Origin of the sequence: Rothia mucilaginosa (assembly GCF_964210535.1) — a bacterium.
Taxonomy (GTDB): domain Bacteria; phylum Actinomycetota; class Actinomycetes; order Actinomycetales; family Micrococcaceae; genus Rothia; species Rothia mucilaginosa_F.
This window is the reverse complement of sequence record NZ_CAXOMR010000003.1, coordinates 121346-137171: the sequence shown is the minus strand read 5'-3', so window position 1 is coordinate 137171 and position 15826 is coordinate 121346. Positions and strand designations below refer to the sequence as shown.

Here is a 15826-nt window from a genome sequence, read left to right as displayed (position 1 = left end):
CCCATCCTCCGTCGTCAGAGTGACTCGGGTCTGTTTGACAGGTGCCCCGAGGTAAATCGCAGAATAACTCTCAAGCCTATCGGGCACTAATTCACCCGCCGAATCATAGTATTTAAGCTCGAGGCGGAGGGGGTCATCTTCAATAATCTTGCCGATAAAAACCTCATACTCCTCGCCTCGTTTCCAGTCAAGATCCAGCCGAGCCGAATTCAACAGCCTCGCAGAAAACAAAGAGCCCTCAACCGCAGCTACTTCCAAAACGAGTAGTTCCGTGCCGCCCTTGCCATCATTGGAATCGCTAACCTTGATAAGAAATCCGTCTCCCGGTTGAGGATCTACGATAATTCCCATGTCGTCTGCCCTTCTCTCCCAGCTTTCTCAGCTGCACACTCTGTAATTTTGTTCTCGTCCGCGTTCCCGCTTCCCGGGTCTCTCTCCCCCCCCCGATAGGAGAGAGGCGTCATCCCCCTGTACTGGAGGCAGTCGGAGGGGCAGCCGCAACGACCTGTCACGACCGCCCCTCCCCTACGCTATGCGTCTACGCGAATACCCCATAGACGCTCTGCTCTAGTACCAGCGGTTCTCACCCCGATAGTTCGGGTCGCCTCCAGCACAACGCGAGCATTTGGCGTCACAGTCCACATCACACTTTTCACCGGGAACCCCGGTCGACTGGTATTCGTATGTTCCCTGCAGATAAGACAGTTCCTCCCATAGCCGAGCCTCAAACGAAGTAGCTTCCCCAGTCTTCTCGCGAAGTACATTAGCTAGCGATTCTATCCAATCTGCCACTACGCGGGCTGCTCTACGCCTCAGGCTTTTCCATGCGTTTCGTTCCTCGTACCAGGACGGGTAAACCTTATACGGGTCAACCGGCTGAACGCTATCAGGGGCAGAAAGATCGGTGTGCTTGTAGAAGAAGTACCCCGAATCCACCAGCGCCAACAGCATCTGAGGCGCAGTAGCATTCAGAAGCTCAGAAGGATACGGTTCATCAGCCAGCGGCGGAAAATACGAGCGGAACCAGTAGCTCCCAGCACTGTATATTCCTTCAAAAAGCTCCGGATGGTCCTCTTGAAGCTCCGCATATTCTTTTGAATATTTGAGAGTGTTCAGAGACTCCGCCACCTCAGAGGTAATAGGTACGATGTACGCTACCGCACCACCAAAGTTCCATGTCTGCCGATGCCGGGCATCAGGCCAGTGGTCAGAACCCAGCTTCTTCTGCAGATACCTACCGAGATAAACATAGTTATGGTCCTTCACCACAACCACGTTCTCGTAGACAGCTTTCACAACACGCGGGCCGTCAGAGGTCAGCACGTTATCTCCGGCCCTACACACAATTTCTCGGCCGATTCCGTCCCGCGTCATCATTGTGACAGTAGTCTGGTCAAGGGGCGCCCCCAAATAGAACGCATACCTGAGCGACATATAATCATCAAATTCCTTGCCTTCCCAGTCGTAACACTTCAACCAAATTTTCAGGGGATCATCTTCCCTCACCTCACCGGTAAAGACATACCGATCATCCCAATAATCGGCAGTCCGACCAAGACGAGAACGGTTCAGCAAGCGTGCCGAGAACTTCGAGCCCTCAACCGCAGCAACTTCCAAAACCACTAGTCCCCTGCCGTCCTTACCATCATTACCGTCTCTAAATTCGACAAGAATTCCATCACCCGGTTGAAGGTCAACAATAACGCCCATTTTTCTGCCTTTCGCTCAGTAGCTACCCAAAAGTAGCTAACCAAAAATCACCAGTCTCGAAATATCAAAAATTACCGGTGCCGGGCTACACTGCCCGACACCCCTAAAGTGGCTTCCATCTTTTCTCTATTCATTTTTCAAAGAACACCGCTACCGGGGGCTATCACCCGCAATAAACCCCGCCAACGCTAGCTACACCTCCAGTCTAGGGTGAAGCTTTCAAACGCGCGCGGCGTTTGGTCATTCACCACTCGACCCCCGGCGATAGGGTGCAAAAAAAGGCGCGCGAGTTCAGCAATCAAGCTAAACTCACGCGCCTTTACCGGTCTGCTAACGCAGACCTAACGTCTGCACAGAACTACTTCTATGCAGCGTTACTTCTGTACAGAATTACTTCTGTTCCTGGCCCACCTGAGCGAGGCGGTGCGCCTCGTCCATCTCAATAGCGGACTGAACCACGGGCTCCAGGTCACCATTCAGCACAGCATCCAGGTTGTACGCCTTGTAGCCGGTACGGTGATCCGCAATGCGGTTCTCCGGGAAGTTGTAGGTACGGATACGCTCCGAACGGTCCATGGTACGCACCTGGGATGCACGGTGTGCCGCGTTCTCAGCGTCAATCTGCTCCTGCTGGTGAGCCAGCAGTCGCGCACGCAGAACGCGCATTGCAGCTTCACGGTTCTGCAGCTGAGACTTCTCATTCTGCATCGCCACGACAATACCGGTGGGCAGGTGGGTAATACGCACCGCCGAGTCGGTGGTGTTCACCGACTGACCACCGGGACCCGAAGAACGGTACACGTCAATCTTCAGGTCGTTCTGGTTAATCTCGATTTCCTCGGGCTCGTCCACCTCGGGGAACACCAGCACGCCAGCAGCGGAGGTGTGGATACGGCCCTGAGACTCGGTCGCCGGAACGCGCTGCACGCGGTGCACGCCGCCCTCGTACTTCAGGTGCGCCCACACGCCCTCAGCAGGCTCATTCGAGGAACCCTTAATAGCGATCTGTGCGTCCTTGTAACCGCCAACATCGGTGCTGGTCGAAGAAATAATCTCAGTCTTCCAGCCCTTGTTCTCGGCATAACGCATGTACATGCGCAGCAGGTCACCAGCGAACAGAGCCGCCTCGTCGCCACCAGCACCAGCCTTCACCTCAAGAATGACGTTACGGCCATCATCCGGGTCACGCGGAATCAGCAGGCGGCGCAGCTTCTCCTGAGCAACCTCCAGCTCCTCCTCCAGACCGGGAATCTCCGCCGCGAAATCCGGATCCTCATCAGCCATCTCGCGAGCAGCCTCAAGGTCATCTTTCAGCGAAGTGTACTTGTTGTACGCAGTCACAATACCGGTCAGCTCCGCGTAACGGCGGCCCACACGGCGTGCCTTACCCTGGTTCGCCTGCACGGCGGGGTCCGCCAGCTGATTCTGCAGGTCAGCGTGCTCATCCAGCAGAACCTGAATAGATTCAAACATTCTGTTCTCTCTTCCATCTCCCGCACTTTACGCCGCACGGGCAGGCACTAGATTTCTCATCCCTCACAGCGGGATGCACAAAACGAACGGCTCACGCGCCCCACCCACATGAGGAGGTGGGGCGCGTGAGATACGAGCCTTAGTCGACCAGACGCAGACCGTTCTTCTGAACCGTCAGAAGGAACTCCACGTTGCTTTCAGTCTTACGCAGCTGGTTGGTCAGAACACCCAGAGCCTGCTCGGGCTCCATACCCGCCAGGGCACGGCGCAGACCCCACATAATCTTGATCTCATCCGGGGAAAGCAGGTTCTCCTCACGGCGAGTACCAGAAGCATTAATATCAACCGCCGGGAAGATACGCTTATCCGCCAGCTGACGAGACAGGCGCAGCTCCATGTTACCGGTGCCCTTGAACTCTTCGAAGATCACTTCGTCCATCTTCGAGCCGGTCTCAACCAGGGCGGTAGCAAGAATGGTCAGCGAGCCGCCCTCTTCAATGTTGCGGGCAGCACCGAAGAACTTCTTCGGCGGGTACAATGCGGCAGAATCCACACCACCGGACAGGATACGACCGGATGCCGGAGCAGCCAGGTTGTATGCGCGGCCCAGGCGGGTCATGGAGTCCAGCAGCACGACCACATCGTAGCCGAGCTCCACCATACGCTTTGCACGCTCAATAGCCAGCTCAGCAACAGTGGTGTGATCCTCAGCGGGGCGGTCGAAGGTCGAGGCAATAACCTCACCCTTGACGGTGCGCTGCATGTCGGTCACTTCTTCAGGACGCTCGTCCACCAGGACCATCATCAGGTACACGTCCGGGTTGTTCACGGTAATCGCGTTCGCAATGGACTGCAGCATGAGGGTCTTACCCGCCTTCGGCGGGGACACAATCAGACCGCGCTGACCCTTACCGATCGGGGACACCAGGTCCACCACGCGGGTACCCAGCTTCTTGGGGGTGGTCTCCAGGCGCAGACGCTCCTTGGGGTACAGCGGGGTCAGCTTGGAGAACACGCGGCGGTTAGCGGCCTCTTCAACGCTCTGACCGTTGATAGCCTCAACCTGAACCAGGGCGTTGAAGCGCTGGCGGTTGTTCGACTCACCCTCGCGCGGCACGCGAATCGCGCCGAGCACGTGGTCGCCCTTACGTAGGTTGTACTTCTTCACCTGGGCCAGGGAAACGTACACGTCATTGGTGCCGGGCAGGTAGCCGGTGGTGCGCACGAAAGCGTAGTTATCGAGGATATCCAGCACACCCGAAATCGGTGCCAGCACATCGTCTTCGCTCAGGCGAGGCTCGTTCTCCTCGCGGCGGCGAGCCTGCTTCTCAGCACGCTCCGCCTGGCGGTCACGCTTGGAACGGCGCTCAGTACGCTCGGCACGCTCTGCGCGTTCTGCACGCTCAGCAGCCTTACGCTCGGCACGTTCGCTACGCTCAGCATTGCGCTCTGCACGCTCCGCCTGGCGGTCACGCTTAGTGCGGCGCTCGGTACGCTCACCATCCTGGTCGCGGCGACGTTCACGGGTGCGGGTACGCTTCGAGCTCTTCTCACCATCGGGGGTGCCAAAAGTCATGTCCAGGGCAGCGTTCAGGCTGTCCAGGCTAGCGGTGCCATCAGCGGTAGCAGCCTTCAGCTCAGCCGAGTTACCGGGCAGGTCAACCTGCTCCGAACGCTCACCAATACGCTCAGCAGCCAGCTCAGCGCGCACATCCAGCGGAGGAAGCTCAACCGGCTTCTCGTCCTTACGGGTGCGGGTGCGGCGAGTACGCTTCTCAGCCTTCTCAGCCTTTTCAGTCTTCTCAGACTTCTCCGCCGATGCGTCCTCACCCTCAGCGGCACGGCGAGCGCGCGCACGCTTCTGAGCGGGAGTCTCATAGCGGGAAGAACGGGTACGCTTCTCAGCCTTCTCGCTCTTCTCAGCGCTCTCAGCGGAAGCCTCAGCAGACTCAGAGTTTTCGGTCTTCTCAGCAGCCTTCTCAGCCTTAGCCTCGGCGTCCTTCTGGGCGCGGGTACGGCGAGTACGGCGAGGCTTAGACTCCTCAGTCTTCTCAGCAGCGGAGGCATCAGCGGATTCAGCGGCAGCCTCAGCGGGTGCTTCAGGCTTGGATTCTTCAGCCTTGGTGGATTCGGTCTTGGGCGCAGCAGGAGCGGCTACGGCGCCGCCACGCTGATGCTCCTCAAGAGCCTGAACCAGCTCAGCCTTCTTCAACTTCAGGTAGCCGCGGATACCAAGCTGCTGGGCGAGGACACGCAGCTGCGCGACCTTCAAGTTCGCAAGTTCCGGTGCGGCAGCCGCCGTACCGTACTCATCGGTGACAACAATATTCTTTGCCAACTACAATTCCTTTGGTTATAAGCCCTGAAAATCTTCAGAATAAAGATCGGGCGGGCGCTATAGCGCGGTCAAAGGCTTAGACACTGCCGAAAGAAAACAGCAGTCTGCACCTTCGACTCCCTCGAACCGCGCTGGAGGCGGTTCGTGTCTCTTACCGTACCCGCTGATTCAGACACAGCGAGCACACACGGAAGATAAGGCGCTCTATCACAAATGTGGGCAAGCCCAAACCATCATCTATAAGAACCATCTGCACGAGATGAAGAGGATGGATTGGTCACTTTGGAAGGGCACCCGCCGCGAAACCGAACCCCCAGAAAAGTCTTCCCCTATGCGTCAGAAATAAAGAAAGACGTGAATCCCAAAGGCACTCCCCCGAACCCTACCGGCTCCCACCCAGATACAAAAGTATCTGAGGCATCAGGGGAAACGGAAGTACGTTACGAAGGATAGTATCGACGGTCTACATTGAACGACGGGCGAACCTCAACATAGGACGAACTAATAACGTCCTACTGAGTAACTATAACACCTTCAGTATCAATTTCAAGGGGAAGCACTCGCCAGTTCAGGCGGCGATCCACAATAGCGCTGCAGGGGTGGGTCGCCTCAAACTCGGCAATCGCCTCCTGAACCTGTCGCACCTGCTCATCGCCGTGGGCAAAGGTCAAAACGGTCGGGCCGGCACCAGAAATCACCGCAGCAAAACCCTGACCGCGCAGGTACGCCACCAGCGCAGCCGACGGCTCCATCGCGGTCACACGGTACCCCTGATGCAGGTAGTCCACGGTTGCATCCATCAGATGCTCGGGAGCGTCAGAGAGAGTACGCACCAGCAACGCCGCACGAGCCGAGTTCGCCACTGCCTCAACATGGGGCATCTGCGAAGGAATCAGCGAACGAGCAAGCTTCGTCGATACCTCATAATCGGGCACAGCCACCACCGGGTGAACATCAGGATGCACCGGAATAATCAGGGACTTCCAATGACCCAGCTCACCCCAGGACACCGACAGGTTGCCGTAAATCGCCGGAGCCACGTTATCCGGGTGGCCCTCCATATCGGAGGCGACCTGCAACATCTGCTCACGGCTCAGGCGGTACTCTTCCGGCAGCAGGCCGCTCGCCGCAGCCACGCCCGCCACAATAGCCGACGCCGAAGAACCCATACCGCGAGAATGCGGAATCTTATTATCAGCAATCAGCTTCACCGGAGGCAGCTCATCCAAACCAGCCGCCGCGAAACCAGCCTTCATCGCCTGCAAAACCAGGTGGCTCTCATCGCGAGGAACATCCGCGCTGCCCTCACCGCTGAGCTCAAACTCCAGGCCAGACTCAATACGCTCAACAACCAGCTCATCATAAAAGCCAAGACCCAAACCCATGCTGTCATAGCCGGGACCCAGGTTAGCGCTCGTAGCGGGAACACGAACCTTAACGGACGCGCCCACCGGAATATCAGAAATATGCAGGGAAGACATGAGAAGAACCTCGCGATCGGTGACGTAATGAGTGAATAGGTGAAAGATACAAAAAGGGGCTGTCATGCAGGTGCACCCCGCCCCGAAAACCGGGACGGAGTGCACATCGTAGTATGAACAGACTAGTTCAAATCAAGAATATCTGCCACAGCAACCACGTCGAAGGGAGCCTTAGTCGGCTCAACCTTCACACCGTTCACAGCCTCAAGAGCCCACTGCGGGTCCTTCAGACCGTGACCGGTCACAGTAATCACGATGGTCTTACCCTCGGGAGCTTCACCGGCGCGGTGCTTCTTCAACAGACCCGCAACACCGGCGGCCGAAGCCGGCTCCACGAAGACACCCTCGCGGGCAGACAGCCAGCGGTGCGCCTCCAGAATCTCCTCATCGGTCACAGCCTCAATCACGCCGCCGGACTCGTCACGAGCAGCCTCAGCCTTCTCCCACGACGCAGGATTACCGATACGGATAGCGGTCGCAATGGTCTCAGGAGCCTCAATCGGGTGGCCAGCAACGATCGGAGCAGCACCAGCAGCCTGGAAGCCCCACATAATCGGACGCTTAGTCGCAACAGGCTCCAGAACCTTACCGTCACGGTTGGTGTAGGGCTCCGAGTACTCCTTGTAGCCCTTCCAGTACGCGGTGATGTTACCCGCGTTGCCAACCGGCAGCAGGTGGTAATCGGGAGCGTCACCCAGGGTATCAACGACCTCGAACGAACCGGTCTTCTGACCCTCAATACGGTACGGGTTCACCGAGTTCACAAGGAACACCGGGTAGTTCTCGCTGAGCTTGCGAGCAATCTCCAGGCAGTTGTCGAAGTTGCCGTCAATCTGAATGATGTCAGCGCCGTGAGCAATCGCCTGGGACAGCTTACCCATAGAAATCTTGCCGTCCGGAACCAGCACTGCACAGCGCATACCAGCCTGCAGCGCGTATGCAGCAGCCGAAGCGGAAGTGTTACCGGTCGAAGCGCACACAACAGCCTTCGCACCGTCACGCTTAGCAGCGGTCATAGCGCTGGTCATACCGCGGTCCTTGAACGAACCGGTCGGGTTCATACCCTCAAACTTCAGGTAAACGGTGTTACCGGTCTCAGCAGACAGTGCCGGCGCGTGAATCAGCGGGGTACCACCCTCACCCAGGGTCACAGCCTTCACATCATCTGCAAAAGGCAGACGGTCACGGTACTCATTGATAACGCCCTGCCACACGTGTGCCATTGGCTTCTCCTTCAATCTTGGCGTCCCGCCCGCCGGACCTCCCATAGGTTCGGCGCGGTAGCGGGTACGCGGGTTAGTTAGTGAGCGATGCGCCCGCAGGCGAACATCGCACGTTTAGTGAGCGGCGCGTGCCGCGCTTAGATAACGATTCGAGCTTTAGTACTTCTCAGACTCCACGCGGATGACCGAGTTCACCTCACGCACAGTGTCCAGAGCATCAATCACAGCAATCGCACGGCGCAAATCGGAATCCTTGGCCGAGTGGGTGACCATACGAATCTGAGCCGCACCCTCCTTCGGGGCGGACTGACGCAGAGAATCAATAGAAATACCGTGCTCAGTCAGGATGCGGGTAATGTTCGCCAGAACACCCAGGCGATCCTCTACCAGAACACCCACCGAGTAGCGAGACACCACGTTATCCAGGCTGGTTGCGTGCAACTGAGCGTGAGAAGTCTCCGGAACACCGGGACCGCCCAACACCAGACGACGAGCCAGGGACACGAAGTCACCCAGAACAGCCGAAGCAGTCGGAGCGCCACCTGCACCGGGGCCGTAGAACATCAGCTCGCCGGCGTTCTCCGCCTCAACGAACACAGCGTTGAACGCACCGTGCACACCAGCCAGCGGGTGCTGACGAGGAATCAGAGTCGGGTTCACGCGAATGTTCGCGCCGTTCTCACCCTCGCGCTCGCAGATAGCCAGCAGCTTGATGACGTAACCGTCAGCATCCGCGGCAGCAACGTCATCAGCGGTGATGGAGGTGATGCCCTCGGTGTGCACATCATCAATAGTGAAGTCAGAGTGGAACGCCAGCGAAGCAACAATCGCAGCCTTCGACGCGGCATCGTGGCCCTCAACGTCAGCGGTCGGGTCAGCCTCCGCGTAGCCGAGCTTCTGAGCCTCAGCCAGTGCATCCGCGAAGGAAGCGCCGGTGGTGTCCATCTGATCAAGAATGTAGTTGGTGGTGCCGTTCATGATGCCCAGAACGCGGGTCACACGGTCACCAGCCAGGGAGTCACGCAGCGGGCGCAGAATCGGGATAGCACCCGCAACAGCAGCCTCGTAAGAGAGCTGAGCGCCGGACTCATCAGCGGCAGCCTGCAACTCCACACCGTGCTTAGCAAGCAGAGCCTTGTTACCGGAGACAACGGACTTGCCCGCCTTCAGAGCACGCAGAATGCGGGTGCGAGCCGGCTCAATACCGCCGGTCAGCTCGATGACCACATCCGCCGCATCAATCAGGGATTCAGCGTCGGTGGTGTACAGCGAGGGGTCCGCATTCCAGTGGCGGGATGCATTAGTATCGCGCACAGCAATACCGATCAACTCCACGGGGGCGCCAATGCGCTTCTCAAGGACAGCGTTATCCTCGACCAGGATGCGAGCAGCCTGGGAACCGACATTACCGGCACCAAGCAGTGCTACTTTGATCTTTTCAGCCACGATAGTCTCTTTCTACGGTCTGTTCCGGGTTCGCCCCGGTATATCTTCGGGCTAGGCGTGGATGCGGTGCAGAGCACGCACTCAACAACCACTTTATCAAGAGCCGGGGACGGCTCAGCAGCCTCAAGCTGCGACTTTTACTCTCTGAGATGAGGTATCCCTCACAGTTATGAGGTGAACCTTAGTGTCTGCAGAGTTTTGAACACGCAAAACCGTGAAGCCCCGCCAGTAACCACTGCCTCACGTCGCACATGGTAGAGACGAGAACTCCACGGCTTCATAGATTCTGGGGCGGACTCTAGATATCCGAACCCATATCCAGCGCCAGCATGTCCTCCTCGCGCTGGCGGCGAATCATCACGCGCGAAGGCAGACCCTCAGCAGTCGCAATCACCGGCGGGCGGGTCAGGAAGTTGTAGTTCGACCCCAGCACGTAGCAGTACGCGCCGGTCGCAGGAACCGCCAGAATATCGCCGGCCTGCAGATCAGCGGGCAGGTAGCAGTAGCGCACCACCACATCGCCGGACTCGCAGTGCTTACCCACCACGCGAGAGAGCACCTGCTCCCCCGCCGGGGCACGATTCGCCAGGGTCACCGAATAATCCGATTCGTACAGCACCGGGCGGGCGTTATCGCTCATGCCGCCGTCCACAGAGACGTAGCGGCGCACGCGAATCTCGCCGTTTTCGTCCTCAATGCTCACGTTCTTGATGGTGCCGACCGTGTACAGGGTCGCACCCGAGGGGCCCGAAATCGAGCGACCAGGTTCGAACGACATGTGCGGAATCGCCATGCCCAGGCGCTCGCAGGTCGCCGCAACCGAAGCGGCGATGGATTCGGTCACCTCGGCGATGGAGCGGGGGTGGTCCGCCTCGGTGTAGGCGATGCCGTAGCCGCCGCCCAGGTCCAGCTCCGGCAGGGTCACGTCCAGGTCACGGTTGAGGCGGTTCATGAATTCCAGAGCGGTGGTTGCCGCCTGCTCGAAGCCCTCCGCCTCAAAAATCTGCGAACCGATGTGGCAGTGAATACCGCGGAAATCCAGGGAGTCGGTCGCATTCAGGATTGCCGCCGCCAGCGCAGCGTAGGAGTCGGAGGCCTCCACGCCCCAGTGCTCCAGCTCTTCCTCGTCCAGACCGGCGAGCGCGGCGGTACCGGGCTGCAGGGACATTCCGAATTTCTGGTCCTCGTGCGCGGTCGCAATGGACTCGTGGGTGGAGGCGTGCACGCCGGGAGTGATGCGAATCAGCACCGGAACCGGGGCGTACGGCTCCTCGCCCTCCGCCACGCGCTCGGCAGCAAGCTCCGCGTACACGCGCTCAATGAGCTTGAGCTCGTCCACCGAGTCAGCCACCACGCGGCCCAGGCCGTTACGGATCGCGCGGGCAATCTCAGCCTCAGACTTATTGTTACCGTGCAGGGCGATATTCTCACCGGGAACCTGCGCGCGCAGAGCCAACGCCAGCTCACCACCGGAGGCGGTATCCAGGCACAGGCCCTCCTCGGTTGCCCAGCGTGCCACCGCGGTGGACAGGAAGGATTTGCCGGCGTAGTAGACGCTCACCTTCGCACCGTGCGCGGCAAAAGCCTGCTCAAAAGCGGTGCGGTAGGCGCGGGCACGGGCACGGAAAGTCGTCTCGGAGAAGACGTACTGCGGGGTGCCGTGCTCAGTCGCCAGGTCGCTGACGGTCACGCCGTCAATGCAGAGCTCACCCTGCTCATTGCGGGTGAAAGAATCAGTCCAGATGGTACGGGACAGGGCCTCGGGGTGCTCGGGGTAGGTGATCCATTCGGGGGCGTAGAGGGCGCGGGCTTCGCTCATCGTGTCTCTTTCTTAGCTATCTTGCCGGCATACGCTCAACCCCCGCCCCGGTAGCACCGGGTCGGGGGTTGAAACGAGAGTATTACATGCGCTCGGGTGCGCTCACACCCAGCAGGTTCAGGCCGTTAGCCAGCACCTGCTGTGCCGCGTTGTTCAGCAGCAGGCGGGTACGGTGCAGATCGGTGACCTCTTCACCCGCCTTGGGGGCGACGCGGGAGACACCGTACCAGCTGTGGTACGCCGAAGCGAGCTGCTCCAGGTAGCGGTTCACGCGGTGCGGCTCGTAGAACTTCGCGGCGTCACGCACAGCAGCCGGGAACTGGCCGAGTACAGCCAGCAGCTCACCGTCAGCGGCGGAGTCGAGCAGGGAGGTGTCCACGCCGTCCTCAACCTTCACGCCAGCCTCCGCGGCGTTACGTGCCACAGCGGCGGTACGTGCGTGAGCGTACTGCACGTAGTAGACCGGGTTCTCGTTGCTCTTGGAAGTCAGCAGGCCCAGGTCAATGTCGATGGGGGTGTCCACCGAGTAGCGGGTCAGCTCGTAGCGGGCTGCGTCAACGCCAACAGCTTCGACCAGGTCCTCGAGGGTGACCACGGTGCCGGCACGCTTGGACATACGGACGGGCTTGCCGTCCTTGACCAGGTTCACCAGCTGACCGATCATGACCTCAATCTGGTCGGCGCGGTAACCAAGAATCTGGGCGATAGCCTTCAGACGGCCCACGTAGCCGCTGTGGTCAGCGCCGAGCATATAAATCGCCACGTCAGCGGGGTTTACTGCACGGGTCATCTTGTCCTGGTAGTAGGCGATATCGCCCGCCACGTAGGCGTGGTTGCCGTCAGACTTGATGACCACGCGGTCCTTATCATCGCCGTAGTCGGTGGTGCGCATCCACCATGCACCGTCAGCTTCGAAGAGCTGACCGTTCTCACGCATGGTCTCAAGCAGGGCGTCCACCTTGCCGCCTTCGAACACGGAGTTCTCGTGGAAGAACACGTCGAAGTGGGTGCCGAATGCCGCCAGGGACTCCTTGATCTGATCGAACATCAGGTGAGTACCGATTTCGCGGAAAATCTCTTCGGGGTTCTCAGCCTCAAGCGCGTCGGGGCGCTGAGCCAGAATCTGGTCCTTAATGTCAACAATGTACGCGCCAGCGTAGCCGTCCTCAGGGGTCTCCTCGCCGCGAGCAGCGGCAATCAGGGAGCGCACGAAACGGTCAATCTGGGTGCCGTGGTCGTTGAAGTAGTATTCACGCACGACGTTAGCACCCTCGGCCTCAAGGACACGGGCGAGCGCATCACCGACGGCAGCCCAGCGGGTGCCACCCAGGTGGATGGGGCCGGTGGGGTTCGCGGAAACGAACTCAAGGTTAATGGTCTTACCAGCGAACTTGTCGCTACGGCCGTATGCTTCGCCAGCCTCAACGATGGTGGCGGCAAGCTCACCAGCAGCTGCGGCGTCCAGGGTGATGTTCAGGAAGCCGGGGCCAGCAATATCTACGGATGCAACACCGGCGATGGCGCCAATCTTCTCTGCCAGAAGAGCTGCTACCTCACGCGGGTTCTTGCCCACCTTCTTGGCGAGCTGCAGAGCGATGTTGGTTGCCCAGTCACCGTGTTCGCGGGACTTGGGGCGCTCCACTCGGACGGCGGGCAGTTCAGCGCCCTCCACGAGGGTCAGCTGGCCGGAGGAAATGGTTTCTTCAAGGGCAAGCGCAATGGCTTCGGAGAGTTCTTCAGGAGTCATAACAAACTATTCTAGCAAGCCTTGGCTGGTGCCTGACCGTTTATCTAGTGCTTATCTGATACCATAGGTGGGTTGCCTCTGTAGCTCAGCGGATTAGAGCACCAGTTTCCGGTACTGGGGGTCGAAGGTTCGAATCCTTTCAGGGGCACGATGTTCTTATTCGAGAGGGAACACGGGAGCCGATATCCGAGGCGTATTGTTCGGGTATCGGCTCCTTTTTATTTAACTGCCATACTGCCCCCCACTTTTCAACGTCAGAGCGTGGACACTACCCTCCGCCCTGTTGTGGCAACGCTAACCGCCTTGAGAGAATGGGGGAAACGCGCACACTGTTCAACTCAACCCGAACTTTAAGCCACGACAGCGGAGGTAACCCGATGACCACCATGCGCCAGATTCAGCTCACCGAATGGGGCGACGAAAGCGTTCTGCACGAAGCAAACGTGCCCATCCCCTCGCCGGTGCGCGGTCACGTGCTCATCAAGACGGTTGCCGCCGGTGTCAACCCGATTGACCTAACCACCCGCAAGGGTCTGGGTCCCGCCGCTCAGCTGGCAGATCCGTCGTACAAGCCCTTCGTGCCCGGCTGGGATGTTGCCGGCACCGTGGTTGCCACCGCTGGTGACTACACGGGCTTCAAGGTGGGCGACGGTGTATTTGGTCTGGTGTCTTTCCCCGCTCCCGCAGGTGCGTACGCGGAGTATGTGCTTGCCCCGGCGCACCAGCTAGTGAAGGTGCCCGCCGATGTTCCCTGCGCACAGTTGGGCGGCGCTCCCCTGGCGGCACTGACCGCATACCAGGCGCTCTTCGAGGTGGCGCGACTGAAGGAGGGCGAGCGCGTGCTCATTCACGCCGGTGCCGGAGGCGTCGGTCACCTCGCCGTTCAGCTGGCGGCGCATGCTGGCGCTCAGGTTTTTGCGACCGCCTCTGAGGCGAACCACGAGTTTGTGCGCTCGCTGGGCGCTCAGCCCATCGATTACCGCACCGAGGATTTCCGTGCCGTACTGGGTCAGACCATGGATGTGGTGCTCAATTCCACCGGCAAGCAGACCTTCCTCGATTCGCTGGAGGTGTTGGTCCCCGGCGGCCGTATTGTCACCCTGACCAGCCCCGACCCGCTGGATGTGGCGCGTGAGCGTGGCTTTGAGGCGCAGTGGCTGACGGTTCACCCGGACCGTGTCCAGATGCAGGAGATTGCCCGCCTCATGTCCCTGGGTCTGCTGAAGGTGCACGTGGATCAGGTGCTTGATTTCTCGCAGGCTGCGCAGGCTCACACCCTGGTGGCGACGGGTCGCACCCGCGGCAAGATCGTTCTGGTTCCCTAGCGCGGCGCTGATTCATGCAGACTTCTGAGAGCGCACTGGCTACTGAGGGTGCACCGAACGCTGGGAACGTGCCGAACATTGAGAGTGCACGCGCCGTTGAGAGCAGCGAGTACCGCTCCGGTTTTTACCGTGAGGCGGGCTTTTACGATGCCCACTCACTACCCGACTACGGTGCACAGTCGCCGGTAACTCGCGAGGCGTTCGCCTACGATTTCTTCCCCGCGACCGAGGATACCTCCTCCCCCGCGCCGCTGCTGGTGTGGGTTCACGGCGGTGCCTGGCGCTTCGGCACCAACCAGGCACTACGAGACACCCTCCTGCGCACTCCTGACGGGGAGCAACCCAACACCCAGGCGCTCATGCGCGCCGCTTTCCAGCAGGCAGGCTGGACGGTCGCCTCCATCAACTACCGGTATTCGCATCAGGCGCTCTTCCCCGGTGCCCTGCACGATGTGAAGGAGGCCGTGCGCTTCTTCCGCGCCCGCGCGCACGAGTTCGGCATTGACCCGCAGCGTATTGCAGTAGCGGGCGGAAGCGCCGGCGGTCACCTGAGCATGCTGGTTGCGCACACGGGAGATTCCGCCGTTGAGAATTCCGCCGCCGAAAATCATGCGAGCACGCCCGAGCACAACGAATACTTCGAGGGCAGGGCGGCAAGCGCCTACCCATCCCATAGTTCACGGGTGTCAGCGGCGGCTTCGTTTTACGGGGTCAGCGATTTGAGGACCATCTTCACCGATCGCCCTCTGGCTGGCTATGCCCTCGACCATCCCGAGGATGACGGGGCTGAATGGCGACTGTTGGGAAGCACCTACCCGGTCCCCGCAGACATGTCTACTATCGATATTTCCGCGGGTGAGCGGGCGGTTCCGGGTGTTTGCATCGAGCGCGCCCAAAAGAACTGGGAGCGTGCGCATCCCATTGATGCGGTACGCCCCCAGAAACGAGTGAATAAGATCGAAAGTGCCTCTGAACCGGGAGTGAGCGGCGATGTCACTCCCCTGATGCTCGTGCACGGTATTAGTGATTCGTGTGTGCCGTACCAGCAATCGGTGCGGGTGTATCAGGCGCTGCGCACGCGGCAGGTGCCTACCGATTTGGTGCTGGTTCCGGATGCTGAACACGGGGATTCGCGCTGTTTTAGCCCCGATATTGTTCAGCAGATGCTGCGATTCTTCAACCGCGCTGTATAGCTCAACTGCGCTGTCTGAACTGTATTGTCTGATCTGAGTGATTGATCAGAAAGTAATCGACCAGATGCGGG

The 15826-nt window shown here is 59.5% G+C and carries 11 protein-coding genes and 1 tRNA gene; 3 read left to right on the top strand and 9 right to left on the bottom strand.

Features of this window, described 5'->3' with window-relative positions:
- The 9 genes from AB8C10_RS02370 to argS all read right to left on the bottom strand — a co-directional run.
- Window positions 1–351 (bottom strand): hypothetical protein (locus tag AB8C10_RS02370; RefSeq protein WP_368866716.1); only part of this gene is annotated, 351 nt, incomplete at its 3' end.
- Window positions 352–567: 216 nt separating this feature from the next.
- A complete protein-coding gene (locus tag AB8C10_RS02365) occupies window positions 568–1710 on the bottom strand; it encodes a hypothetical protein (RefSeq protein WP_368866715.1) in 1143 nt (380 codons plus the stop codon).
- Window positions 1711–2100: 390 nt separating this feature from the next.
- Window positions 2101–3183 carry a peptide chain release factor 1 gene (gene prfA, locus AB8C10_RS02360; protein WP_049337341.1) on the bottom strand — a complete coding sequence of 361 codons (1083 nt, stop codon included), beginning with the start codon at window positions 3181–3183 and terminating at the stop codon, window positions 2101–2103.
- A 139-nt stretch (window positions 3184–3322) separates the two neighbouring features.
- Complete coding sequence (gene rho, locus AB8C10_RS02355; RefSeq protein WP_368866714.1) at window positions 3323–5521, bottom strand: transcription termination factor Rho; 2199 nt, start codon at window positions 5519–5521, stop codon at window positions 3323–3325.
- A 512-nt stretch (window positions 5522–6033) separates the two neighbouring features.
- Window positions 6034–7002, bottom strand: coding sequence for a homoserine kinase (gene thrB / locus AB8C10_RS02350; protein WP_368866713.1), 969 nt, complete (start codon window positions 7000–7002; stop codon window positions 6034–6036).
- 122 nt (window positions 7003–7124) lie between these two features.
- Window positions 7125–8225, bottom strand: a complete 1101-nt coding sequence (gene thrC / locus AB8C10_RS02345) for a threonine synthase (RefSeq protein WP_044150573.1) — start codon at window positions 8223–8225, stop codon at window positions 7125–7127.
- 156 nt (window positions 8226–8381) lie between these two features.
- Window positions 8382–9671, bottom strand: a complete 1290-nt coding sequence (locus AB8C10_RS02340; RefSeq protein WP_368866712.1) for a homoserine dehydrogenase — start codon at window positions 9669–9671, stop codon at window positions 8382–8384.
- Between the two features lie 298 nt (window positions 9672–9969).
- A complete protein-coding gene (locus tag AB8C10_RS02335) occupies window positions 9970–11490 on the bottom strand; it encodes a diaminopimelate decarboxylase (protein ID WP_368866711.1) in 1521 nt (506 codons plus the stop codon).
- 82 nt (window positions 11491–11572) lie between these two features.
- On the bottom strand, window positions 11573–13237 hold the full coding sequence (argS, locus tag AB8C10_RS02330) for an arginine--tRNA ligase (RefSeq protein ID WP_368866710.1): 1665 nt from the start codon (window positions 13235–13237) through the stop codon (window positions 11573–11575).
- Between the two features lie 74 nt (window positions 13238–13311).
- On the opposite strand from argS, the gene AB8C10_RS02325 reads away from it, so the two are divergent.
- From AB8C10_RS02325 to AB8C10_RS02315, 3 genes are all read left to right on the top strand, one after another.
- A tRNA-Arg gene (locus AB8C10_RS02325) sits at window positions 13312–13385 on the top strand.
- 229 nt (window positions 13386–13614) lie between these two features.
- Window positions 13615–14562 carry an NADP-dependent oxidoreductase gene (locus tag AB8C10_RS02320; RefSeq protein ID WP_368866709.1) on the top strand — a complete coding sequence of 316 codons (948 nt, stop codon included), beginning with the start codon at window positions 13615–13617 and terminating at the stop codon, window positions 14560–14562.
- A gap of 14 nt (window positions 14563–14576) precedes the next feature.
- Complete coding sequence (locus AB8C10_RS02315) at window positions 14577–15755, top strand: alpha/beta hydrolase fold domain-containing protein (protein ID WP_368866708.1); 1179 nt, start codon at window positions 14577–14579, stop codon at window positions 15753–15755.
- Window positions 15756–15826 lie beyond the last annotated feature (71 nt).